The organism is Arthrobacter sp. CP30 (assembly GCF_053470025.1).
Genome location: NZ_JBQEMM010000010.1, coordinates 1 through 22660 on the forward strand (window position 1 = coordinate 1; position 22660 = coordinate 22660).

The 22660-nt window shown below is 71.7% G+C and carries 20 protein-coding genes; 4 read left to right on the plus strand and 16 right to left on the minus strand.

Going from position 1 to position 22660, the window contains the following annotated elements:
- Positions 1–82 precede the first annotated feature (82 nt).
- From ACTIMO_RS13085 to ACTIMO_RS13095, 3 genes are all read right to left on the minus strand, one after another.
- Positions 83–1915 carry an L-aspartate oxidase gene (locus ACTIMO_RS13085; RefSeq protein ID WP_448182684.1) on the minus strand — a complete coding sequence of 611 codons (1833 nt, stop codon included), beginning with the start codon at positions 1913–1915 and terminating at the stop codon, positions 83–85.
- Positions 1912–3195, minus strand: coding sequence for a quinolinate synthase NadA (gene nadA / locus ACTIMO_RS13090; protein WP_448182685.1), 1284 nt, complete (start codon positions 3193–3195; stop codon positions 1912–1914). The genes ACTIMO_RS13085 and nadA overlap by 4 nt, the downstream gene beginning before the upstream one ends.
- A gap of 121 nt (positions 3196–3316) precedes the next feature.
- Complete coding sequence (locus ACTIMO_RS13095) at positions 3317–4126, minus strand: NUDIX hydrolase (protein WP_448182686.1); 810 nt, start codon at positions 4124–4126, stop codon at positions 3317–3319.
- A 227-nt stretch (positions 4127–4353) separates the two neighbouring features.
- Between ACTIMO_RS13095 and ACTIMO_RS13100 the strand changes: the two genes are divergently transcribed.
- Both ACTIMO_RS13100 and ACTIMO_RS13105 read left to right on the plus strand, forming a co-directional pair.
- The gene (locus ACTIMO_RS13100; RefSeq protein WP_448182687.1) at positions 4354–5151 is read left to right on the plus strand and encodes an alpha/beta fold hydrolase; all 798 of its coding nucleotides are present in this window, start codon (positions 4354–4356) and stop codon (positions 5149–5151) included.
- A gap of 141 nt (positions 5152–5292) precedes the next feature.
- Positions 5293–6327, plus strand: a complete 1035-nt coding sequence (locus tag ACTIMO_RS13105; protein ID WP_448182688.1) for a serine/threonine-protein kinase — start codon at positions 5293–5295, stop codon at positions 6325–6327.
- 177 nt (positions 6328–6504) lie between these two features.
- Here ACTIMO_RS13105 and ACTIMO_RS13110 read toward each other — a convergent pair whose 3' ends face one another.
- The 5 genes from ACTIMO_RS13110 to ACTIMO_RS13130 all read right to left on the minus strand — a co-directional run bounded on the left by ACTIMO_RS13110 (position 6505) and on the right by ACTIMO_RS13130 (position 13580).
- Entirely contained in the window at positions 6505–6666 is a 162-nt protein-coding gene (locus ACTIMO_RS13110) for a hypothetical protein (RefSeq protein ID WP_200914847.1), read from the minus strand.
- Positions 6667–6771: 105 nt separating this feature from the next.
- Entirely contained in the window at positions 6772–8187 is a 1416-nt protein-coding gene (locus ACTIMO_RS13115) for an MFS transporter (protein WP_448182689.1), read from the minus strand.
- A gap of 53 nt (positions 8188–8240) precedes the next feature.
- Positions 8241–11315, minus strand: a complete 3075-nt coding sequence (locus ACTIMO_RS13120; protein ID WP_055772896.1) for an AAA family ATPase — start codon at positions 11313–11315, stop codon at positions 8241–8243.
- A 9-nt stretch (positions 11316–11324) separates the two neighbouring features.
- Positions 11325–12488: an exonuclease SbcCD subunit D gene (locus tag ACTIMO_RS13125; RefSeq protein ID WP_448182690.1), complete on the minus strand. Its 1164-nt coding sequence runs from the start codon at positions 12486–12488 to the stop codon at positions 11325–11327.
- A gap of 66 nt (positions 12489–12554) precedes the next feature.
- Positions 12555–13580, minus strand: coding sequence for an aquaporin (locus ACTIMO_RS13130; RefSeq protein WP_055772902.1), 1026 nt, complete (start codon positions 13578–13580; stop codon positions 12555–12557).
- Between the two features lie 151 nt (positions 13581–13731).
- Between ACTIMO_RS13130 and ACTIMO_RS13135 the strand changes: the two genes are divergently transcribed.
- Together ACTIMO_RS13135 and ACTIMO_RS13140 are read left to right on the plus strand one after the other, a co-directional pair.
- Positions 13732–14952, plus strand: a complete 1221-nt coding sequence (locus ACTIMO_RS13135) for an ADP-ribosylglycohydrolase family protein (RefSeq protein ID WP_448182691.1) — start codon at positions 13732–13734, stop codon at positions 14950–14952.
- Positions 14953–15026: 74 nt separating this feature from the next.
- Complete coding sequence (locus ACTIMO_RS13140) at positions 15027–15941, plus strand: SDR family NAD(P)-dependent oxidoreductase (RefSeq protein WP_448182692.1); 915 nt, start codon at positions 15027–15029, stop codon at positions 15939–15941.
- A 42-nt stretch (positions 15942–15983) separates the two neighbouring features.
- On the opposite strand, the gene ACTIMO_RS13145 is transcribed toward ACTIMO_RS13140, so the two are convergent.
- The 8 genes from ACTIMO_RS13145 to ACTIMO_RS13180 all read right to left on the minus strand — a co-directional run bounded on the left by ACTIMO_RS13145 (position 15984) and on the right by ACTIMO_RS13180 (position 22656).
- Positions 15984–16976 carry an exonuclease domain-containing protein gene (locus ACTIMO_RS13145; RefSeq protein ID WP_448182693.1) on the minus strand — a complete coding sequence of 331 codons (993 nt, stop codon included), beginning with the start codon at positions 16974–16976 and terminating at the stop codon, positions 15984–15986.
- A gap of 259 nt (positions 16977–17235) precedes the next feature.
- Positions 17236–17925, minus strand: coding sequence for a GNAT family N-acetyltransferase (locus ACTIMO_RS13150; RefSeq protein WP_448182694.1), 690 nt, complete (start codon positions 17923–17925; stop codon positions 17236–17238).
- The gene (locus ACTIMO_RS13155; protein ID WP_448182695.1) at positions 17922–18608 is read right to left on the minus strand and encodes a DedA family protein; all 687 of its coding nucleotides are present in this window, start codon (positions 18606–18608) and stop codon (positions 17922–17924) included. The genes ACTIMO_RS13150 and ACTIMO_RS13155 overlap by 4 nt, the downstream gene beginning before the upstream one ends.
- Before the next feature lie 137 nt (positions 18609–18745).
- Positions 18746–19375, minus strand: coding sequence for an RdgB/HAM1 family non-canonical purine NTP pyrophosphatase (gene rdgB, locus ACTIMO_RS13160; RefSeq protein WP_448182696.1), 630 nt, complete (start codon positions 19373–19375; stop codon positions 18746–18748).
- Entirely contained in the window at positions 19368–20159 is a 792-nt protein-coding gene (gene rph, locus ACTIMO_RS13165) for a ribonuclease PH (RefSeq protein WP_448182697.1), read from the minus strand. Before rph ends, rdgB begins: the two co-directional genes overlap by 8 nt.
- Before the next feature lie 131 nt (positions 20160–20290).
- A complete protein-coding gene (locus tag ACTIMO_RS13170; RefSeq protein WP_448182698.1) occupies positions 20291–21088 on the minus strand; it encodes an MBL fold metallo-hydrolase in 798 nt (265 codons plus the stop codon).
- Positions 21085–21996: a glutamate racemase gene (gene murI, locus ACTIMO_RS13175; RefSeq protein ID WP_448182699.1), complete on the minus strand. Its 912-nt coding sequence runs from the start codon at positions 21994–21996 to the stop codon at positions 21085–21087. The genes ACTIMO_RS13170 and murI overlap by 4 nt, the downstream gene beginning before the upstream one ends.
- A gap of 84 nt (positions 21997–22080) precedes the next feature.
- Positions 22081–22656: a DUF2017 domain-containing protein gene (locus ACTIMO_RS13180; RefSeq protein ID WP_055772927.1), complete on the minus strand. Its 576-nt coding sequence runs from the start codon at positions 22654–22656 to the stop codon at positions 22081–22083.
- Positions 22657–22660: the final 4 nt, after the last annotated feature.

Below are 22660 nucleotides of genomic sequence, written 5' to 3' on the forward strand. Positions count from 1 at the left end.
GGCGAGGGCGCCGTGCCGGTGGTCGACGCGCCCCCCGCGCCGGGGGTCCGGGGTGGGGTCGTGGAGGGGAACGTGGTGGTGCTCATCGGATGGCTCCTTCGATGGCTCGAACGTAGGATCGGCTCGGTACCGGCGGCTCATCCTCCGCGTAGTGCTCCACGTCGCGTGAGTGCTGGTCGGGGTCCTGGTCGGCCCCGTCCACGCGGTAGTGGGCGCCGCAGGATGCCGGCCTCCGGGAGGCTGCGTGGACGAGCAGGCGGGCGCAGAGCAGCAGGTTCTCGGTCTCGGGATCCTCGGGCGCGTGATAGCCGGCGAGGTGCTTGCGGGCGAGTTCCAGTCCGGCACCGGTGCGCAGGACACCGGCGTGGTCGGACATGACCTCCTGGAGTTCGCGACGGGTGACGGGCTGGGTGGCGGAGCGCCCGGCGTCGACGTCTGCGTCGGCGTCGAAGGGTTCCGCGTCGACGCGAGGAGCGGCTCCGCCGCCGTCGACGATCGCCTCGGCGCAGCGCGTCGCGAACACCACTGCCTCGAGGAGGCTGTTCGACGCGAGGCGGTTGGCCCCGTGCACACCCGTGCGCGCCACCTCGCCGACGGCGAAGAGGCCGGGGACCGAGGTCCGCCCCTCGGTGTCGGTGCGGACGCCGCCCATCCAGTAGTGAGCGGCGGGCACCACGGGGACGGGCTCGGAGGACCAGTCGAACCCGTGCCGCAGCGTGAGTGCCGTGAGGCCGGGGAAGCGGCGCGACAGGAAGGCCTGGCCCAGCGCCGTCGCATCGAGGTACACGTGCTCCGCCGGACCGGTGCCGACAGGAGCGGTCATCCGTCCCGGACGTCCTCTGCCGGAACGCCGCGCGAGGTGCCGGGCGATGCTCCGGGAGACGACGTCGCGGGGTGCGAGGTCGCCGTCGGGGTGGTAGTCGTGCATGAAGGCCCTGCCGTCGGCGTCGATGAGCCGTGCCCCCTCACCGCGCACCGCCTCGGAGATCAGCGGATTGCCCGGGACGTCGAGCGAGGTCGGGTGGAACTGGAAGAACTCGAGGTCGGTGACGGCCGCGCCGGCCCGCCAGGCGAGGGCCAGACCGTCGCCGGTCGCGATGGACGGGTTCGTGGTGTGGACGAAGAGCTGGCCGGCTCCGCCCGTGGCGAGCACGACGGCGTCGGCCGGTAGGTCGCGTGACCGGCCGGCGACGACGGTGGTGACGCCTGCTGCGCGCCGCAGGGCCTCTCCTGAGCCGGTCAGCAGCACACGGGTGACCGCCGCGCCCTCCAGCACGACGATGCCCGGGTCCCGGCCGACCGCCGCGGACAGCGCCCCGACGATCCGGGCGCCGGTCGAGTCCCCGCCGAGGTGGAGGATGCGCGCGGCGGAGTGGGCGGCCTCCCGACCACGGGCGAGATCAGGCGTCGTCGTCGCCGACCGCCCTGTCTCCCCGAGATCGCGGTCCGGCTCTGCCGCGCCCCCTGGTCCGGCCCCGGCACCGGCACTGTCCGCCGCGACGGTGTCGAAGACGACGCCTGCCCGCTGCAGGGACCGGACGGCGTCGGCCCCACCGTGGCACAGCACCGAGACCGCGTGCGGATCGGCCAACCCCGCGCCGGCGATCAGGGTGTCGGCGATGTGCGCCTCCACCGAATCGGCATGCGGGGATCCGCCCTCACCGCCGTCGCGCGCCCCCTGCGGGGCCGGTGCGACCCTGACGGACGGGACGACGGCGGCGATCCCACCCTGCGCGTACCGTGTGTTGCTCTCGGTGAGGGTCCCCTTGGACACCAGGACGACAGCACCCGAGGGGTCGAGCCGGCGGAGCTCGAGGGCCGTCTGCATCCCGGCGATCCCCGACCCGACCACGATGACCCTCGATCCGCCGCGAGGCGTCGGAGCCGCGGCGGGCGCTGCGGTGCCGCGGTTCATGGCCGGACCGCGAGCATCCGGTTGAGCGCCACCCGCGCTGGAGCGGCCACGCTCTCCGGCACCGTGATGGGGTTGAGCACACGGCCCTCGACGAGTCCCTCGAGAACCCAGGCCAGGTAGCCCGGGTGGATCCGGTACATCGTCGAGCACGGGCAGATCACGGGGTCGAGGCAGAAGATGGTGTGCTGCGGGAACTGGGCCGCCAGCCGGTTCACCATGTTGATCTCGGTGCCGATCGCGAAGGTGGTGCCCGGCGCGGCGGCGTCGATGGCCTTCCTGATGTAGTCGGTGGACCCCGCCTCGTCGGCGGCGTCGACGACCGGCATCGGGCACTCGGGGTGCACGATCACCCGCACCCCGGGGAACTCCGCCCGGGCCTTCTCGATCTGCCCGACCGTGAAGCGCTTGTGCACGGAGCAGAACCCGTGCCACAGGATCACGCGTGAGTCCTGCAGGACCTGCTCGTCGGTCCCGCCCCACGGCTTGCGCGGGTTCCACAGGGGCATCTGCTCGAGCGGCACCCCCATCGCCTTGGCCGTGTTACGGCCCAGGTGCTGATCCGGGAAGAACAGCACGCGCTGCCCCCGCTCGAACGCCCACTCGAGCACGGCGGCGGCGTTCGACGACGTGCACACGATCCCCCCGTGGTCTCCGCAGAAACCCTTGAGGGCGGCGGAGGAGTTCATGTACGTGACCGGGATGACGGGGACTCGCCCGTCCGCGTCGGGCTCGGTCCCGAAGAGTTCCGTGAGCTGGTCCCAGCACTCGGTCACGGAGTCGATGTCGGCCATGTCCGCCATCGAGCAGCCGGCGGCGAGGTTCGGGAGGATCACGGACTGCCCGGCGGTCGAGAGCATGTCCGCGGTCTCGGCCATGAAGTGGACGCCGCAGAAGACGATCGCCTCGGCCTCGGGGCGTTCCGTGGCCGCACGCGCGAGCTGGTAGCTGTCGCCCACGAAGTCGGCGTACTGCACCACCTCGTCGCGCTGGTAGAAGTGCCCGAGGATGACCACGGACTCCCCCAGCGTCGCCTTCGCCGCGCGGATGCGCCGGTCGAGGTCCTCCGCCGACGCCGTCCTGTAGTCCTCGGGAAGCTCTCCCTGCCGGGGCGTCGCAGGCGGTGCGGGGTCGGCCATGGACGCCCCGGGACCGTACTGCGGCATGGGCAGGGCATCGATGGTCCAGGGATCACGCACGAGGTCCGGGGAGCAGGTCGACGCCGGGACGGCTCCGTCCGCTGCGTCCCTCGAGATCAGTTCGATGGCGGTTGACACGGACATGGGGTGCTCCCTGTGGTGGGGCCTTCCGCCCACGGGCGGAAGGCAGGGTGAGTGGGATGACGTGGGGTTCGACGGATCTGGGGAGTGCCGGCCGGGACCGGCACTGGAGCCGATGACGGGCTCAGGAGGAACCGGGGCCCGACACGACGGACGGCGGCCGGGACGCCGTGCCGTCCGCCGTCGCATGGTCTGCGTCGAGGGAGCGGGCTCGGCCCGGATGCTCCCGCCCGCCCGCCGGTGCGGGCGGAGGCAGCACGTGCGGCCCCGTGTACCGATAGAGCCGCGGCGGCCGGTTCCGCCCGCCCTGCAGGACCTCCTCCGTCGGCGCGATGTCCTTCGCGGACCGGAACTGGCGTCGGAAATTGGCGGGGTCGAGTTCCCGTCCGAGCACCGCCTCGTACACGCCGCGGAGCTGCGCGAGCGTGAACCGCTCGCCGAGGAAGTGGTAGGCCACCGAGCCGTACTCGATCTTCCCGCGCAGGCGGCCGAGGGCGTAGGCCACGATCTCGTCGTGGTCGAAGGCGAGCCCCTCGACGTCGTCGGCGCGGAACCACTGAACGTTCCGGGACGCCCTGGTGAGATCGGCCTGGTCCGGTCGGACGAGCGCCCAGTAGACGATCGACACCAGTCGCTGTGTCGCCGCCCGGTCCAGCCCGCCGAAGGCGTAGAGCTGTTCGAGGTAGGTGGGCTCGAGGTCGGTCGTGTCCCGCAGGTTCCGGGCTGCCGCGTCCTGCAGCGACTCCGTACCGCCGAGTGGACCGCCGGGAAGTGCCCACTTGCCGAGATGCGGCTGACGGATGCGGCGTACCAGGGGCAACCAGATCTCGGGTCGCTGCGACTCGCCCCCGGGCCGGAGCGCGAAGATCACCGTCGAGATCGCGACCGACGGCGCCTGGGACTGCCGTTCCGACACGTTCGCCGAGCTGTGCATGGGCTTCCTTCGCAGGGCTGTGATGGAACAGAGGTTAAAGTCATATTGACTATAACTCATCCAGCCGTAACGGTGGGACTGTCGCGGATGCCGCTTCTGGCGGGGCGGCGCGTCCGGTTGCCCCGGCAGGGAGAAGTGTCTAAAGTCACAGTCGTCGGCCTTTCGGGGCCGCACGGTGGGGATGTGTTCAAGGGCGCACATGTCTCTGCCGCCCTTACGATGAACTGATGGACCACCACTCAGTACACGCCGTCGAAGGTATCGACCCACGCCTGTCCATCACCCGCAGCGATGCCCCGGATCCCCTGCCGCTGCCGCCCGTCGTCCTGCTGCACGGTTTCGGGTCGTCGTCGCACCGGAACTGGGTGGACACGGGATGGGTGCGTGTCCTGAACGACGCCGGCCGCTCGGCCATCATGATCGACCTCCCCGCGCACGGCGACAGTGCCGCTCCCGCGGATGCGGGGGCGTACGCCCCTAGCCGCATGCGCGCGGACATCCTGCAGGCACTCTTCGACGAACGCGTCCTCCCGCTCGAGGCGGACTCGGCGACGTCGGGCGTCGACGTGATCGGCTACTCCCTCGGCTCCCGCCTGGCCTGGGAACTCGGCGCCACGCAGCCCGAGATGATCCGCCGCATGGTCCTCGGCGGACCGGGTACGGCCGATCCGCTCGCCGACTTCGATCTGGCCGGGGCGGAACGGTCCCTGGCCGGCGGCCCTCCCTCCGAGGACCCGACGACGGCGGACCTCCTCCGCATGGCTCACGCCGTGCCGCACCACGATCTCCCGTCCCTCCTCGCGATGGTGTCGGCCATCAAGACCGAGCCCTTCACCCCGGATTCGGCCGTCCCGAAGATGCCCCTGCTCCTGGTGGCCGGGGACCAGGACGACTATGCCGCAGGCATCGCCGACCTCGAACGATGGGCGCCCGACGCCCGGACGGTGCGCATCGCCGGCAGGAACCACGCGAGTACCATCACGGCCCGGCAGTTCAAGGACGCTGCGGTCGATTTCCTCTCCTGAGGTCCCCGGTGACGGTTCGGTAAAGGCGCGTTGTCCCCGGGTCCGGCGCGTTGCCCCGCCGCTATACTGTGAAACGGTCAGCAGCCTTACTGTGAGGTGACGCGCCGACCGGTCACCACAACCTGTCGCGGGAGGACACCCATGGATGTGCTCCTCGCCGACCGCTACCAGACCACCCATCTCCTCGGAGTCGGCGGGGCGGCCTCCGTCTACCGGGCGGTGGACAGGAACCTCGGCCGGGATGTGGCCGTCAAGATCTTCAACCCGACGACGTCGGACGACGACAGCTACCGCCGCCAGCACACCGAGACCATGCTGCTCTCGACGCTGAACCATCCCGGCCTCGTGACCCTGCACGACGCCGGCATCCACGAGGACGAGGACGGCCGGGCGACGGGCTTCCTCGTCATGGAGCTCGTCGACGGCGAGGACCTGCGACACCTGCTCAGGCGGGGACCGATCCCCGCCGTCGATGTCGCGCAGCTGGGCGCCGACCTGGCCGACGCCCTGGCGTACATCCACTCGGAGGGCGTCGTGCACCGGGATGTGAAGCCGGCGAACATCCTCATGTTCCACAGCGGCGACAACAGTACGCGCCTATACCCCAAGCTGACGGACTTCGGTATCGCGCGCATGGTCGAGGCGACCATGGCGACGGCCGTGGGCGCCACGATCGGCACGGCGAACTACCTCAGTCCCGAGCAGGCCAAGGGTGACGCGCTGGACGAGCGCAGCGACATCTACTCCCTCGGGCTCGTGCTGCTCGAGTGCCTCACCGGGCAGAAGGCGTTCCCGGGGCCCGTGGTGGAGGCCGCACTGGCCCGGCTCCTCCGGGACCCCGACGTGCCTGCAGCCCTCGGCCCCGAGTGGGGCGATCTGCTGCGCGGTATGACGGCGCGGGATCCGGGGCTCCGACCGTACGCCCATGACGTCGCCCTGCAGCTGCGCGGGTTCGCCGACGATCATGTCGCGCCGGCGGCGGAGGTGCAGCGGCCGGGCACCCTCGCCGGGGGAACACGCGCTCGCGTCCTGCAGGACGACGTGCCGTCGTGCGACAGCGGATCGCCTGACGTCGCCACGGGTGGGGTCGTCACGGGTGGCGTCATCACCGGGGGCATCATCACCGGCAACATCAGGATTCCCGAACCGCCCGGTCGGGCACCCAGCATCCGCTGAGCACGACGAATCCTCAGCCATGACGAACACCCCGCCGAATGCTCGGCGGGGTGTTCGTCATGGATGGTCGGGAACCGCTCTCGGCGCCTCCACGGGGTGGCTGCGGTCCGGGCCGGGTCTCGCCGGCCGACGTCCCGGCGTCAGGCCCGGAGCAGGTTCCTTGCCGTCACGGCGGGGTCAGGCTCCGTCGCCCTCGTCCTCCTCGGGCTCGAAGTGGCTGGCCTCCTCCATGGCGCCCGCCGCCACGCCGTCCTCGCCCGAGGGGATGGTGCCCTCCGGGCCCGCGCCGTCGGTGTCGGCCTGATCGTGATCCTGGTGCTCGGTACCGTCGGTACTCATGCGTCCTCCTGCATCTCGGGTGTCCTTCGATCCTAGGGGTGGCGGGAGCCGATGGACAGCCGACTGATGATGTGAACGGGTGGACCGCGGTGATGAACGCTGCTGTCAGGCGGCCCGGACGCGGCGGAGAGTGATGGCCGAGGCGACGCCGAGCAGCAGCAGGACGGCAGCGGCGAGCGCCGGGACGAGCGCCGCGCCGGCAGCTCCGCCTGCTTCGGCGAGAGTGCCGGCCAGCGCTGACCCGATGGCCGTCCCCGCCACGATGCCGCTCGCCAGGAAGGTCATGACGGTACCGAGGCGGTGCGCCGGAGCCACGGCCGATCCGATCGAGAAGATGGTCACCATGGTCGGCCCGACGAAAAGGCCGAGGACCAGGAGGACCAGCACCATCGCGCCGACCGAGCTAGGCACGACGAGCGCGGCTGCGGCTGCGGTCATGGCGAGGGCGGAGGCGGTCCAGCGGGCGGTGTGGCGGAATCGTCGCGACCAGTAGGCCACGGACAGGGCGGCAGCGGCTGAACTCAGCCCCATGACCGCGTACAGCAGACCGGACGATTCTGCAGCCCCGAACTCGCCGGTGAACGCCGTGAGGAACGTCTGCGTGGAGCCGAAGAAGGTCCCCATGGCGATCATGCCCGCGACGGGGATCAGCACGAACCACGCGCCCGCAGGCGCAGGATCGGTCTCCTCCGGCACGTCCGACCCGTGCGACCGAACGGGGTCCTGACCCACGGTGACCGTGCCCGAGGATGGTCCGGCCTCTGTCCCCTGCTGCCCGTCGACCTTCCGGGGCGCGTCCCTCCGGGTATCGCTGAAGGCTACGGTCCGGTGCACGGCGAAGGCGCTGACCAGGGTGAGCGTCAGGACCGCAGCAAGAGCGAGCGGCAGCCAGGGTGCGAGGAGGGACGCGAGCAGCCCCACGAGTGCAGGCCCGAGGACGAAGGTCAGTTCGTCGGCCGTTCCCTCGTAGGACAGCGCGGTGTCCAGCGCCGAGCGGGGACCGCGCCGGGTCATCGCCATCCACCGGACGCGCGCGAGCGGACCGATCTGCGGGCAGGTGAAACCCATCGCGAAGGAGGAGAGGAGCACAAGGGCGAGTCCCGAGCCGGCGAAGCCGGAACGGGTCATCGTCACCACGAGCAGGCCGATGATGGCCAGCGTGTTCAGCACCGCCGAGGCGAGCAGGACGATCCTCTGCCCACGACGGTCGGCGAGGTACCCCAGGAGGGGCGCACCCGTCGCGGATCCGAGTCCCACGGCACCGGCCGCGAAGCCTCCGGCGGCGTAGGAGCCGCTGGCCGTGGTGACGAGCGTCAGTGCGCCGACCGTGAGCATGGCGAGCGGGAGGCGGGCGAACAGGCCGATGACGAGGAAGGACGGGCCCGCGAGCTGCGGGAGGACACCGAAGCGGCCGAGCCTGGACCGGCGGCCTGGTGTGGCCTCGGGTGGCGTGCTCGGGGGCGGCGGAGGGGTCGGCGATACCGGGGTGGGGTTCTTGTACATCTGCTTTCCGGGGTGCATGGAATGCGCATCGTCCCCCCTCCCGATGCGCCCGACCCGGTAACGCCTCGATTTTACACGCTGACGGGCTGCTCCACGAAGCGGAGACTCGAGCCCTGCCGACCCTTCACCACCTGCAGCTGGGCGCTCACGCGCTGCTTCAACTCGGGCACGTGGCTGACGAGCCCGACGACGCGGCCGCCACTGCGGAGCCCTTCCAGGGCGTCCATCACCTGCTCGAGGGCCTGGTCGTCGAGCGAGCCGAACCCCTCGTCGACGAACAGTGTCTCGATGTCGAGTCCTCCGGCTTCCTGCTGCACCACGTCGGCGAGGCCCAGCGCGAGGGCGAGGGACGCCATGAAGGACTCTCCGCCCGAGAGGGTCGAGGTGTCCCGCCGGTTCCCCGTCCAGCCGTCGATGACGTTCAGCCCAAGTCCCGAGCGCTTGTTCCCGGCCGTCGCGTCGCTGTGGACGAGCTGGTAGCGGCCGTCCGACATCTCGAGCAACCGTTCGGTGGCCGCTGCCGCGACCTGCTCGAGGCGCGACGCGAGCACGTAGGTGGCGAGCGACATCTTGTACAGATTGTCCCCGCCCCCTCGGGCTGTCTCGGCGATCGAGGAGGTGAGCTGCGCCCGCTCGCGCAGCGGGGCGATCCGCTCCTCGATCCGGGCCAGCTGGAGCGCGTACGCCTCGAGCTGCGTGACGGAGTGGCCGAGGACTTCGGCCGTGATACCCGCCCGGTGGGCCCGGGTCCGGAGTTCCACCGCGGCAGAGTGGGCCGCCCGTTCGTCGTCCTCGGTGGGGGCGGCAAGTCCGTCCGCCTCGTCCCGGAGGCCCTGCGTGATCTCGTCGTCCTCCCACGCGGCGTCGAGCCGGTGGCCCTGCACCTCGTGGTCCGCAACCGACGTGCGGGTGCGGGCAAGCAGCGCATCCGGCATCAGTGCCGTCCGCGCCTCCTCCGCGTCGTCGAACGGCGTACCGGACAGCGCGCCGAGGAGCCGCGCCCGGCTGGCCTCGAGCATGGCGCCGGCACGGTCGCAGCCTTCGGTGGCGCGACGGACCGCGTCGAGGTCGCGTGCGGCGCTCTCCACCTCCGCGGTCCGGACCGCGAGTGACGCCGCCCCGGCCCGGAGTTCGTCGATCCGGCGCGAGAGGAGGCGGTCCTGATCCGCCAGCGAGCCCTGTCGGGCCTCGGCATCGCTGCGTTCGGCACGCGCCACGTCCTGGCGGACCCGGAGCCGCTCCTCCTCCTCCGCCGCGAGCGCCACGCGCTCCTCGACCGATACGCCTTCGGCCTGCGCCGCCTCCGCCTCCTGCAGTCTGACGCGCGCGTCGAGGACGGCGGCCTCGACGTCGTCCGCACTCCGATCGCCTCCCCGCGCGGCGAGGTCCGCGATCTCGAGCCGGACGGCATCCCGCACCCCCCTCGCTTCCTGCAGCGCAGCCTCGGCCTCCGCCTGCCGGCGGCGGGCTTCCTGCTCCTGCCCGAGGGTGACCCGGTCACCGCCGGGTGACGCGACGGGCGCGGGATGCTCCGGGCTCCCGCAGACCGGGCACGGCTCGCCGTCCTCCAGGCGCTCCGCGAGCTCCTCTGCCGACTGTTCGAGCCGCAGGCGCAGCAGGTCGAGCCACCGCTCCTTGAGGTCGAGGAAGGACTCCGACGCGCGCAGGTATGCACTGTCGGCCCGCCTGCCCTGCTCCTCCGCCGCCCCGAACTGCTCGACCACCCGTCCCACAGTCTCCACCGCGACCTGTTCCGCGCGGAGGTGCGCGAGGCCGTCAGCGGCCCTACGCAACGGTCCCAGGCGTTCGAGGTCCTCCGCCCGGCGACGCCGGAGGGCATCGAGCTCCCTGTCGACGGCGTCCATCGTCGCGTCGAGGGCGGCCAGGTCCTTCTGCACGCCGACGAGGTCGCGACGCACGTCCTGGCGTCGCCGCTCGTCCGGCAGCGCCGCTTTCAGGACGGCGGACGCGGCCGACGCCACGTCGAACGCCGCCGACACCCGGGCGCGGTCCTTCTCGGACCCGGCCCCGCTGAGCACCACGTCGGCGTCCAGGTAGTCGGCCACCACGGCATTGGCTCGGGCTCGTTCGATCGACGCGTCCTGTTCCAGGCGGGCCCGGTCCGCTGCGGACGCGGCATCATCGGCGAGGTCGAGGACGCTGCCGAGCGCGCGGGCCTCGTCGTGGCGTCGCACTGCGTCGACGGACCGGGCGATCGCCTCGGCCTTCCCCTCGTGCTCCGTCCGCTGGGCACGGAGCCGCGCGAGTGCCGCCGAGCGGCTCCGCCGCCGGGATACGGCCGCCAGGGCACCGTCGGCCAGCGCGCTGCCCTCCGCCAGCTCCGTGCTCTCGGCCGAGGCCTCCTCCCACCGCGCCCGCACGGCCTCGGTCAGTCCATGGGTCCCCGTGGCGGGGTCCGGAGCAGGGGGCGACGCCCCGGCGGACACCGTCACGGTCCCCTCGACCCCGACGCCGTGCCGCTGGGCCTCGTCCACGGCCCGGAGGTAGACGTGCCGCTGGTTCGCCTGTTCCTCCTCGAGCGCCCGGGTGGAGCGGTGGCTCTCCTCGAGGAACAACCGTTCGAGGTCCTCGAACCGCGTGGTCGAGAACAGGCGCTGCAGGAGCTCCCGTCGGGGCTTCGCGTCCGCGCGGAGGAACGCCGCGAATTCCCCCTGGGGCAGCATCACCACCTTCGTGAACTGCTCCTTGTCCATGCCGAGGAGCTGCTGCAGCTCGAGCCCCGCCTCGTCGTTCCGCGCGGACTTCTGGACCCAGTCGCCATCGACGCGCTCACTGAGCAGCGTCCTCGCCTGCTCGGTCGTGGTGCCGCTCCCACGGCGTGCGGGCCGCTCCCAGGACGGTGACCGCACCACCCGGAAGCGCCGGTCGCCGACCGAGAACTCGAGGCACACCTCGGGCGCCACCGACTCCGCGGCATGATCGCTCCGGAGCCGCTTGGCTGCCTGCCTGGCGCCGGGTACGGACCCGTACAGCGCGAAGCACACCGCGTCCAGGACGCTGGACTTGCCGGCGCCGGTCGGTCCGTTGAGCAGGAACAGGCCCTGGTCCGACAGGGCGTCGAAATCGACGTGCTGACGGTCGGCGAACGGCCCGAAGGCCTGGATCTCGAGGAGATGGAGCCTCATGGCACTCCCCTACTTCTCGTACGCGCCGCTGAGGGCGGCGTCCACGGTGGTGCGGACCAGGGCGCGCTCCTCGGCCGACACCGACCGGCCCCGGACATGGTCGAGGAAACCGCAGCAGACCTCGGCGTCGTCCCTGGCCTCGGCGATCCGCTGGCTGTAGGTGCGGTGGTCCGTCCTCTCGCCGCCCTCGGGCTCGAAGGCCAGGACGAGTGTGTCCGGGAAGCGTGTGCGCAGGCGCTCCATGGCGCGGGCGGGCCGCTCGGCATCGGTGAGCGTCACGTGACAGTAGGCCGCTTCGGCCCACTCGAGTCCATCTCGGCCCAGCAGGTCGTCGAGGGTTCCGCGCAGCACCGCCAGGTCGCGGGGTGCCGGCCACTGGACCGCGCGGACCTCGCCGACGCCGTCCTGTGTCACGTCGATCAGCCACGCGCCCTTCGCCTGATGCGCTTCCGAGAAGGAGTAGGCGAGCGGTGAGCCCGAATAGCGGACCGTCTCCGAGAGCTTCTGCCGGCCATGCAGGTGCCCGAGTGCGGCGTAGCCGAACCCGTCGAACAGCGCCAGGGGCACCGAGCCGAGGCCGCCGATGGCGAGGTCCCTCTCGCTGTCGGATCCCGTACCCCCTGCGGCGAAGGTGTGCGCCATGACGATGGAGACGATGCGCCGACCCTCCGACCGCTCGGCGATGTCCGTGCGGATGCGGCCCAGGGCCGCCGTGGTGACAGCCGTGTGGGTGCTGGACCCTGCTCCGAGGGCGTCGGCGACGACGCGCGGTTCGAGATACGGGACGCCGTAGACGGCGAGGTCGGTGTCCTCCCCGAGCTGCCGCAGCACCGGGACGGCGACGTCGTCGAGCCGCGTGCGGAGGTGCACGCCGCCGCGTGCCAGGATGCGGCCGCCGAAGCCGAGGCGGGTCGCCGAATCGTGGTTGCCGCTGCTCACCACCACCTCCGCGCCCGCGACCGTCAGTCGATCCAGGGCGTCGTCGAAGAGCGCGACGACGTCGACGGCGGGCAGCGCCCGGTCGTACACGTCTCCGGCGACGAGGACCATCTCCACGCCTTCCTCGCGCACCGTCTTCTCGAGGTTGTCGATGAAGATCCGCTGCGCGTCGAGGGTCCCGGTGCCATGGAACGAACGCCCGAGATGCCAGTCCGAGGTGTGGAGGATCTTCATGATTTTCACGCTACCGCTGGTCGCCGACATTCACCGGACCGTGCGCGGCGGGCCGCCCCGAACCGCTCAGCGCGTCGGCCCGGAGGAGCGGGGCGAGGCAGTGTCCGGGCCCTCGTCCGAGGCGTCGAAGAAGGTTGCGGCGTCGTTCCGGCCGGAGTGGATGTCCTGTGCGGGGGCCGCGGCGACATCGGCCGTCCTGGCAGTCTCGGCCGTCCCGCCGGTGCCAGCGGTATCAGCGGTATCAGCGGCACCCTCCGATTCGGGGGCCCCGCCCGCGGTGATCGATGGCGAGCCCCAGGCATCGGTGCTCCGGATGACGAGCCCGGCGATCACTCCGCCGATGACCGGCGCCGCCCAGAACAGCCAGAGCTGTTCGAGCGCCCATGGGTCCGCGAAGAGCGCCGACGCCGTGGCACGGACGGGATTCAGGGCACCGTTGGTCACGGGCAGGAGGAACGAGAGCAACCCGGCGACGGTGAGTCCGACGGCGAACGGAGCGAGGTCGCGACGTGCGCGGCGGGAGCCCGCCCCGAGGAAGACGGCGACGAGCAGCGCCGTGGCGACGACCTCCAGCAGGAAGGCGCTCGTCAGCGGGAACTGCGCCGGCGAGTGCTCCCCGAAACCGTTGGACGCCGAGCTGAAGAAGGTCCGGATGCCGGTGAGCTGTGCGTTCGCGCCGAGGGCGAGCCACATCAGGCCCGAGGCCGCGACGGCGCCGATCACCTGCGCGAGGACGTAGGGGGCGACCGATCCCCAGCGCAGGCGTCCGGCGATCGCGGAGCCGACGGTGATCGCAGGGTTGAAGTGCCCGCCGGACACATGGCCGAAGGCGATCATGGCCGCGACGACGGCGAAGCCGAACACGAGCGACGGCTGGATGGAGGTCTCTGTCGCCAGCATGGTGGCCCCGAGGCCTGCGAGGATCACGAAGAACGAGCCGACACCCTCGGCCACGGACCGGGCGAGGAGGCCGGGCGTCCGGAGCTCGCCGTCGCGCCACGAGCCACCCTCGGAGCCGTTCCCCCTGCCCTGCACGGTGTTGTGAGCGGAGGCGCGCGACTCCGGGTCGGGCGCGATGCTGTGCTGCGTCATGGGGTCGTCATCCTTTGGTCGGACGTGCTGGGAGACCACCCGGGAGGAGCACCGGGCCGCCGACGAGCTTTCCATCCTAGTCTGGGCGGGCGCTGGGAGCAGGTCCGCCTGCCGGGTGCCGGGCCCTCGCCGGTCTCCCTAGACTGATCAGGTGACCACAGATGACGCCGCTCCAGCCACCCCGACCGATCTCCCGCCGGAGGTGGCGGGCGCCGGAGGCCCGGCCCCCACGTACGAGGACCGCGTCCTCGGGTGCCTGCTGGGCATCATGGCCGGTGACGCCTACGGCGTGCTCGGAGCGGTGGGGGACGACCCGACCGGGGCGCTGGGCGACCCGGCTGATCTCGCGGTCTCCGACGCGACGCAGCTGACCCTGTACACGGTGGACGGTCTCGTGGACGCGCTCGAGTGGGCGAACGACGGCGTCGCAGCGGACGAGACGGCATGCCTCTGGCTCGCGTACCTGCGCTGGCTCACCCGCCAGGGCGAACACCTGCCCGCCAACGCGCCCGCGCCGCCCGGCCGGTGGATCGACGCGCAGGAGGATCTCCTTCCCGTCCACGAGCCCGACGGCGACACGGTGCGTGCCCTGCTCACGGGCGAGATGGGCACGCGGTCACGGCCGGTCAACCCGCAGGCGGAAGGAGCTGGAGCGCTGATGCGTTCGGCGCCGTTCGGCCTCGTCCCGCGCATCCCCGAGAGCATGGTGGAACGGCTGACGGTGGATGCCGCGGCGCTCACGCACGGGTCCGCCGCAGCCCGCGGCACGGCGGCCCTCTTCAGCGGGATCATCCGGGCGCTCGCCATCGACGGGCGCTCCCTGGCCGAGGCAGTCCGTCTCGTCCGGGGTGAAGAGCAGGATCTCGCGCGGGGAGCGGCGCACGACGCCCACGCGACCGGAGTGGCGAGCGGTTCGACGGCCCCGGTCCCTCCGGCCGGCGAGGCCGACCGGCCCGGCGCTCAGCGCGGGGACGCGGGAGACGCGGGAGGCGCGGGAATCTCCGGGGACGCGGGAGACGGCAGGGTCGCCGCCGGTGCCGTGGCAGCCACCACGGCGGACGCGACGACGACGGGGAGCCGCGCGGAGGGAACGACGGCGGCCGGCACGTTCGAGGCGGCGCTCCAGGCCGTCCTCGAAGGGGCGGACGAGGCGGCATCCCCGCGCGACCAGCTCGCGGCTGCGCTGGCGCATGCGGCGGCGGCGGGACGGCCCGACGCCTCCTCGACGATCGCCGCGTCCCTCGCGGGTGGGATGATCGGCGCACTCCACGGGACGGCCGCCCTGCCCGCCGGCTATCTCGATGCTCCGGGCGTGCCCGCCGTCGTCCGCGGCATGGCCCGGTCACTGCTCTCCGCGACCACGGGCTCCTGAACCGCCGGGGTCCTCACCGGACGATCCGCGGCATGGCCCGGGCCGGCAGCGGGCGGACCGCCTAGGCTGGCCCCATGTGGAACCCCATCGCTCTCCCCTCCCTCACGGGCCGTCGCATCCTCGTCACGGGTGGCAATGCCGGGCTCGGGTACTTCGCCTGTGAGCAGCTCGCCGGCGCCGGGGCGAGCGTGGTCATGGCGTCGCGCGACGAGACGAAGGCCCGCGCCGCGATCCGGGCCATCCGGACCCGTCACACCGGTGCCGATGTCTCCTTCCAGCAGCTCGACCTCGCCGACCTCGCGTCGGTGCGGTCTGCCGCCGGCGCCCTGGCCGCGGGGCCGCCCCTGGCGGGCCTGCTCGCGAACGCAGGGGTGGTCGGCTCGCCGGAGCGGCGGACGACGGCGGACGGCTTCGAGCTGCAGTTCGGTACCAACCACCTCGGGCACTACGCCCTCGTCGCACTGCTTCTACCCGAGCTGTCGGCCGCCGGGACGAGGATCGTGCACCTCGGGAGCATCAGCCACCGCTGGGCGCGCCTGACGCCGTCGACCCTGGACCCCTCCACCTACCGGAACGCGAGCGCCTATGCCACCTCGAAGCTCGCGGTGACGGCCTTCGGGTTCGAGCTGGCGCGCCGTCTCGACCTCACCCGCAGCGCGGCCACCAGCGTCGTGGCACACCCCGGCTTCGCGCTCGGCATGTTCACGCCGGACCGGCCGGGCATCGCCGCGCACCGCGACGCCCCCGCCTGGCGGCGCGCCGTGATGCGGCGGGTGGCCCAGGGCAAGGACGACGGCGCCTGGCCGCTCGTGCGGGCGACGGTGGACCGCTCCATCCCCAACGGTGCCTACTGCGGGCCGGACGGCTGGTTGCAGCTGAAAGGCGCTCCCGCGATCGTCCCGGCCCGGCGGCACGCACGGGAGAGCAATGCCGCGTCCCGACTGATCGACCTGTCCGCCGACCTGACGGGGATCGAGCTGCGCTTCTGACGGCTGTCGGGCTCCCGCACTCCCGCGGTAGGACGCTGCCGGCTACTGGCTCTCCACGGGCCAGCGACCGCCCGTCATCTGGAGGAATTCCGCCTCGGAGAGCACCTCGATCGCCTGCCCCCGCTCGTGCAGTTCGAGGACCCGCCGCGCCTTGCCCGTGACCCGGCCATTTCTCAGGTCCGACGCGACGAACCCGTCACCGACCACGAGGACCGTGGTGCGCCGGGTGACCGCACTCGCGGGCTGCGCACCGAGCCGCGCTGCCCGTTCCTTCGCCTGCGGCCGGGAGATGCCGAGGCTGCCCGTGAAGACGACCGTCTGTCCGTACAGCGGATGACGTGGATCGGCCTGGGCATTGGCGTGCGGGTTCTCGCCCTCCTCGGGCCACCCCGACCATCCGGTGGCCGAGGTACTGCGCCCGAGGGCGGTGCGGGTCGCCTTGGACAGTTCGTCGACACCCGGCGCGTACGGTTCGGCGCGCGACAGGGCGAGGCTGTGGGATCCGAGGACGTCCTCGACCGTGTGGGCGTCGTACCGCCGGGCGATGTCGATCATGATCCCGGCGCAGGCCCGAGCGTCCTCCACGGCGTCGTGATGGTTCACGAGGGGCACGCCCGCCGCTTCGGCGACGAAGGGAAGGGAGTAGGACGGGAGCGAGTAGCTCTTCCGGGAGAGCACCACCGTGCACGCGTAGTCCCAGGCGGGACCTGCGAGCGCGGAGACCTCGAGGGCGGACCGGATCACGCCGAGGTCGAACGCCGCGTTGTGCGCGACGATCACGTCCGAACCGATGAAGCCACCGATCTCGGGGAACAGGTCGCCGAAGCGCGGGGCGTCCGCGACCATGCCGGAGGTGATCCCGTGGATCGCGATGTTGCGGGAGTCGAAGTGGTCGTGGCCCTGCGGCGGGCGCATGAGCCAGGAGGCTTCCTCGACGATCCGGCCGTCGCGGACCTTCGTCAGTCCGACGGCGCACGGGGAACCGCGGAAGCCATTCGCCGTCTCGAAGTCGACGGCCGTGAACGCGATTCCCACGTTCTCCACTGTACTGCCGCCCACCCCCAGGACCGTTCATCCGCCGTTCACCGGGGGCTCTGCGCGTCCCTCCCGGAGTGACCGCCGCAGGGGACCGCCCGCCGACATCCCGGCGGCGGTCGCCCTCGGCACCGACGCGCTGCGCTGCGAGCCGTCCTTCGAGCTCGAGGTCCGATCCCCGATCGGCTGCCGGGCGCGGAACGAAACGGGACGCCACGGGCCGGAACCGACAGCACGACGTCGTACCTGGCATCTCGGGTCAGCGCGGTGGTTCCGGGCAGAGCAGGGCGAGGGCGGCGGCTGCACCCTGCACCTCCGCGGTCCAGACCGGACGCACGAAATCCTCACGCGCGAGCAGCAGCCTCTGCAGACACTGGGCCTGACCCGCGCGGCCTTCCACCAGGGCGGTGCCATTGTCCTGGTAGCCGAGGCGGCGGGACACGCCGAGGGAGGCGGCGTTCCAGTCGGCGGCCTCCGACGTGGCCGTCGTCGCTCCCAGGTGATCGAACGCGAACTGCAGCATGCCGGCACGCATCTCCGTGCCGAGGCCCTCGCCCTGGGCGGTGCGGGTCAGCCACGATCCCGACTCCACCTGACCGAGGAGCGGGAAGGACCGGGCGGCCAGGTCCTGCACACCGATGACTTGCCCCTCGCGCAGCACGGCGAAGTTGATGGTCCAGCTCGCCACGGACACGCCGGCGCGCAGCCGCCACTGGTGCCTGGCCGTCTCCGGGATGAGCACATCGCGTGGGGCGTCGGTCCAGGGGACACCGAACGGCATCTCGCCGGGGTCGTGGATCCCCGCGAGCACGGCATCGACCAGTTCCGGCAGGTGCTCGTCGCGCACCGGGGTGAGGACGAGGCGCGGAGTCCGGATGACCAGCCCGAACAGCGGCCAGACCGCGACGAGCGGGTCGACTGCCCGCCCCGTGCCACCGGCGACCGTCACACGTGCTTCGCCCGGTGCTTGCGCACCTTGGAGACGACGAACCAGATCGCGAACAGCACGACGGCGACGATCACGATCTTCTGGAACGTGTTCGCGTACTGCTCGACGATGTGCCAGTTCTCGCCCAGGTAGAAGCCGGCGAGGACGAAGATCGAGTTCCAGATGAGGCTGCCGGCGGTCGTGAGCAGCAGGAACATGGGGACCGGCATCCGTTCGATACCGGCCGGTATGGAGACGAGGCTCCGGAACAGCGGGATCATCCGCCCGAAGAACACCGCCCGGTAGCCGTGCCGGTTGAACCAGTCCTCCACCTTGTCGACGTCCTCGATGTCGATCAGCGGCACCTTGGACACGAGGCGCCGCATGCGGTCCCGGCCGAGCCAGGCGCCGAGGGCGTAGAGCGCGAAGGCGCCGACGACGGAACCGAGGGTGGTCCACAGGATGGCCTCGAACAGGGAGAAGTTGCCCCTGCTGGCGGTGAACCCCGCGAGCGGCAGGATCACCTCGCTGGGCAGCGGCGGGAACAGGTTCTCCAGCGCGATGGCCAGTCCCGCGCCGGGGGCTCCGATGGTCTCCATCAGGTTGACCGCCCAGTCGGTGACCGCGCCGAGTGCCGAGCCGTCCGACGATGGCGTGGTCGCTGCTGCGACGTGGACCGCCTGGGCTGCCTGGATGATGCTCACGGTGGTGTCCGTCCCTCTCGAGGTCCGCCCTGCGGGACGGCCGGTGCTGGTCGGCGTCGGTGACGCCGTTCTTCGTCGGTCAGTACTGCTGGTTGCTCGGGTGTCGCTGCGTGCTGTTCGGGGTGTGCCGGTGCGGCTCAGGACAGCGCGTCGACAAGGTGCGGCAGGAGGGCCCGGAAGGCGATGCCGCGGTGGCTGATGGCGTTCTTCTCGTCACGTGTCAGTTCCGCGCAGCTGCGATCGAGGCCGGTCGGGACGAGGATCGGATCGTATCCGAACCCACCCTCGCCGCGGGGGGACACGAGCAGCGAGCCGCGCAGTTCGCCGCGCTCGGTGTGCCCGCCCGGGACCCGCGGGCGTGCCAGGGCTGCAGCGCAGACGAAGGCCGCTCCCCTGCGGTGCTCCGGGATGTCGGCGAGCTGCGCCAGGAGCAGGTGCAGGTTGGCGGGGTCGTCCCCGTGACGGCCTGCCCAGCGCGCCGAGAAGATGCCCGGAGCGCCCCCGAGGACATCGACGGCCAGGCCGGAGTCGTCCGCGACGGCGATCAGACCGGTTGCGGCGGCTGTCTGCTCGGCTTTCAGCAGGGCGTTCTCCTCGAACGTCACGCCGCTCTCGACCACGTCCGGCGCACCGGCGGCAGCGGCATCGACGACCTGCGTGTCGACGTCGAGTCCGGGGACCTGGCCCCGCAGCAGATCCCTCAGTTCCCGGAGCTTGCCCGCGTTGCGTGTCGCGAGGACGAGCCGGGGCTCGGGTGCATCAGCCACCCTGGGTGTCCCGGAGCGTGTCGATCTGGATCTGTGCGAGCTGGGCCGTGCCGAGCAGGGCCAGGTCGAGGAGGGCGTCGAGTTCGGCGCGGTCGAAGGGTGCACCCTCGGCGGTGCCCTGCACCTCGACGAACGTCCCGGAACCCGTGACGACGACGTTCATGTCCGTCTCCGCGCGCACGTCCTCGACGTAGGGCAGATCGAGCATGGGGACGCCGTCGATGATGCCCACGCTGATGGCGGCGACGGTGTCGGTCAGCGGGGACGCCGACGCCGGGATGAGCTTCTTGTCCTTGGCGTAGCGGATCGCGTCGGCGAGGGCCACGTAGGCCCCGGTGATCGCTGCGGTGCGGGTGCCCCCGTCCGCCTGGAGCACGTCGCAGTCGAGCACGATCGTGTTCTCCCCGAGCGCCTTCGTGTCGATGATGGAGCGCAGCGAGCGTCCGATCAGGCGCGAGATCTCATGCGTGCGGCCACCGATCTTGCCCTTGACGGATTCGCGGTCGGACCGCGTGTTCGTGGCGCGCGGCAGCATCGCGTACTCCGCCGTGACCCAGCCCTTGCCCTCCCCCTTGAGCCAGCGCGGCACACCGCTGGTCAGCGATGCGGTGCAGAGCACCCGCGTGTTGCCGAATTCGATGAGTGCGGAGCCCTCGGCCTGCTTCGACCACCCGCGCGTGATGCTGATGTTGCGCAGCTGGTCGGGAGTCCGGCCGTCCGCCCGCACCACGGGTGCTGCGGCGGGAGCGGAGGCGGAGGCGGGCGTGGCGTTCGCGGAGGTCATGATTTCCAGTCTAGACGGGCGGTCATGGGAGGAAACCCGGAGCACCGCGGGAGCTGCGGTGATGCGGACGCCCCTCTCCCCCGATCCGCAGACAGGATCGCCCGGGCGGTGACCGGGCCGGACGGAGCTCCTCAGACCGTGTAGGACACGCCCGCGACGGCGACGGCGAGATGGCCGTCGTAACTCTCACGCGCCTCGCTCACCGCGAGGTTGGCGTCGTTCCAGACCGGCAGGTGGGTGAGCAGCAGGCGCTTCGCCGAGGCCCGGGTGGCGACGTCCCCCGCCCGCTTGCCCGTGAGGTGGACACCCGTGATGGCGTCGTCCCGCCCCTCCTGGAAGGCGGCCTCGCACAGGAAGATGTCCGCGTCACGCGCGGCGTCGACGAGGCCCTCGCAGGCGTCGGTGTCCCCCGAGTAGGTGAGGACGTGCGCCCGCGGGCTGCCCCCGGCGTCGGTCTCCGCGACCTCTACCCGCAGCGCATAGGCCTCGTCGATGGGGTGCAGCACCTGGAACGGTGTCACGGTGAACGGACCCACCGTGACGGGCGCACGGTCGGTCCAGGAACGGAAGTCGAAATCCTCGTGCATCCCCGGATCGGGGTCGAGCCCGTAGGCGCTGGCCATGCGGTCGGCCGTCGCCGCCGGACCCCAGACGGGGATGCGCGGCATGCCCCAGCCCGAGGGATCCCAGTGCACGGCGACATGCAGACCGCAGAGGTCCATGCAGTGGTCGGGGTGCAGGTGGGAGAGGAACACGCCGTCGATCTCGCGGAGGTCCATGTAGCGCTGGAGGGCGCCGAGGGAGCCGTTGCCGAGGTCCAGCAGGATGCGCCACGTACGGCCCTGCCACTCGGCGCTCAGCAGATAGCAGGAGGCCGGCGACTGCGGGCCGGGGAACGAACCACTGCACCCGACGATGGTGAGCTTCATGCGCGCGGGAAGCCGGCGGCGGCGATCATCTCGGGGGTGATGCGCGCCAGGCTGCCGGTCGGGTACTGGGCTGCGACATGGTCCACGTGCTGCACCGACAGCACCTCGGGACCGAGGAACCGCCGGGCCAGGACCTCGAAGCTCGCGGCATCACCCGTCGCGATGAACCGGTGGACGGCGGTCTCCGTGCTGTCGCGTTCCAGCCCGTGGGACACGAGCGCCCGGTAGACGTCCTTCGCCGTCTCCTCGGCGCTGGAGACGAGCGTGACGTCGTCGCCCATGACGTAGGAGATGACGCCCGTCAGGAGGGGATAGTGGGTGCAGCCGAGCACGAGGGTATCGATCCCGGCATCCTTCAGCGGCGCGAGGTACTCCTCGGCCGTACGCAGCAGCGCGGGCCCACCGGTGATGCCCGCCTCGACGAACTCGACGAACGAGGGGCAGGCCACGGAGGTGACCTCGAGGTGTGGAGCGGCGGCGAAGGTGTCGTCGTAGGCGCGGGAGCCGACGGTGGCCGACGTGCCGATCACGCCGATCCGGCCCGATCTCGTCGACGCGACCGCGCGCCGGACGGCGGGCTGGATGACCTCGATGACGGGGATGCCGTACCGCTCGGTGTAGCGCTCCCGGGCGTCGCGCAGCACGGCCGCGGATGCCGAGTTGCAGGCGATGACCAGCAGCTTGACCCCGGAGTCCACGAGCTCGTCCATGACGCCGAGTGCGTGGGCGCGGACGCGCGCGATCGGCAGCGGACCGTACGGACCGTTCGCCGTGTCACCGACGTACATGATGGATTCGTGGGGAAGCTGGTCGATGACCGCTCTCGCGACGGTCAGTCCGCCGACGCCGGAGTCGAAGATGCCGATGGGCGCTTCGCTGCGGTCGGTGTTCGCTCGATCTGGACTCATGATCCTCCGAGAGTATGGCGTCCCGCCCGTGAACACCACGCGCCGATCCGTGGGGTTTGTCACAGGCAGACCATCGCCCCGGGCTCAGCGATCGAGCCGCGCGGCCTTCAGCATGGCCTGGACGAGGGACTCCTGCAGCCAGGTGACGAAGTTGTAGACGAGCGCCAGGTAGGACTCGACGTCGTCCACGTCCTTGGAGTCGGCGATGTCGTGGAGACGCTCGGCGTCCTCCTCCGACTCGATGGACAGCCGGTCCGCGAGGACCAGTCGCACGTCGTTCAGTGCTTGCGCCAGCAGCCTCGCCTGTTCGTCGTTCAGGGTCATGGGGCTGGACTCGATGAGCAGCGCGCTCCCCCTGAGGGCTCCGATCTTCTGCTCGCGCAGTGAACGTTCCGTCAGGCGGCGGAAGGCGAGGGCCTCGTCGTCGTCGCCCCGGACGGCGTCGGGCAGGAGGCGGCGGACCGCGGAGTCGTCGGGAGCCGTCGCCTCGGCGTCGGCTCCGGACATGCCGACCAGGGCGGCCAGCGGATCCTCGCTCGGCGCCGTGTCGGGCTCGAGCATGGTCACGACGTCGTCGAGCAGGGCACCGAGGAGTCGAGCCTCCCCCGGCTCCAGCGCACCGGTGATTCCACGGCGCGTCGATTTGAAGGCTTTAGCCATGGGG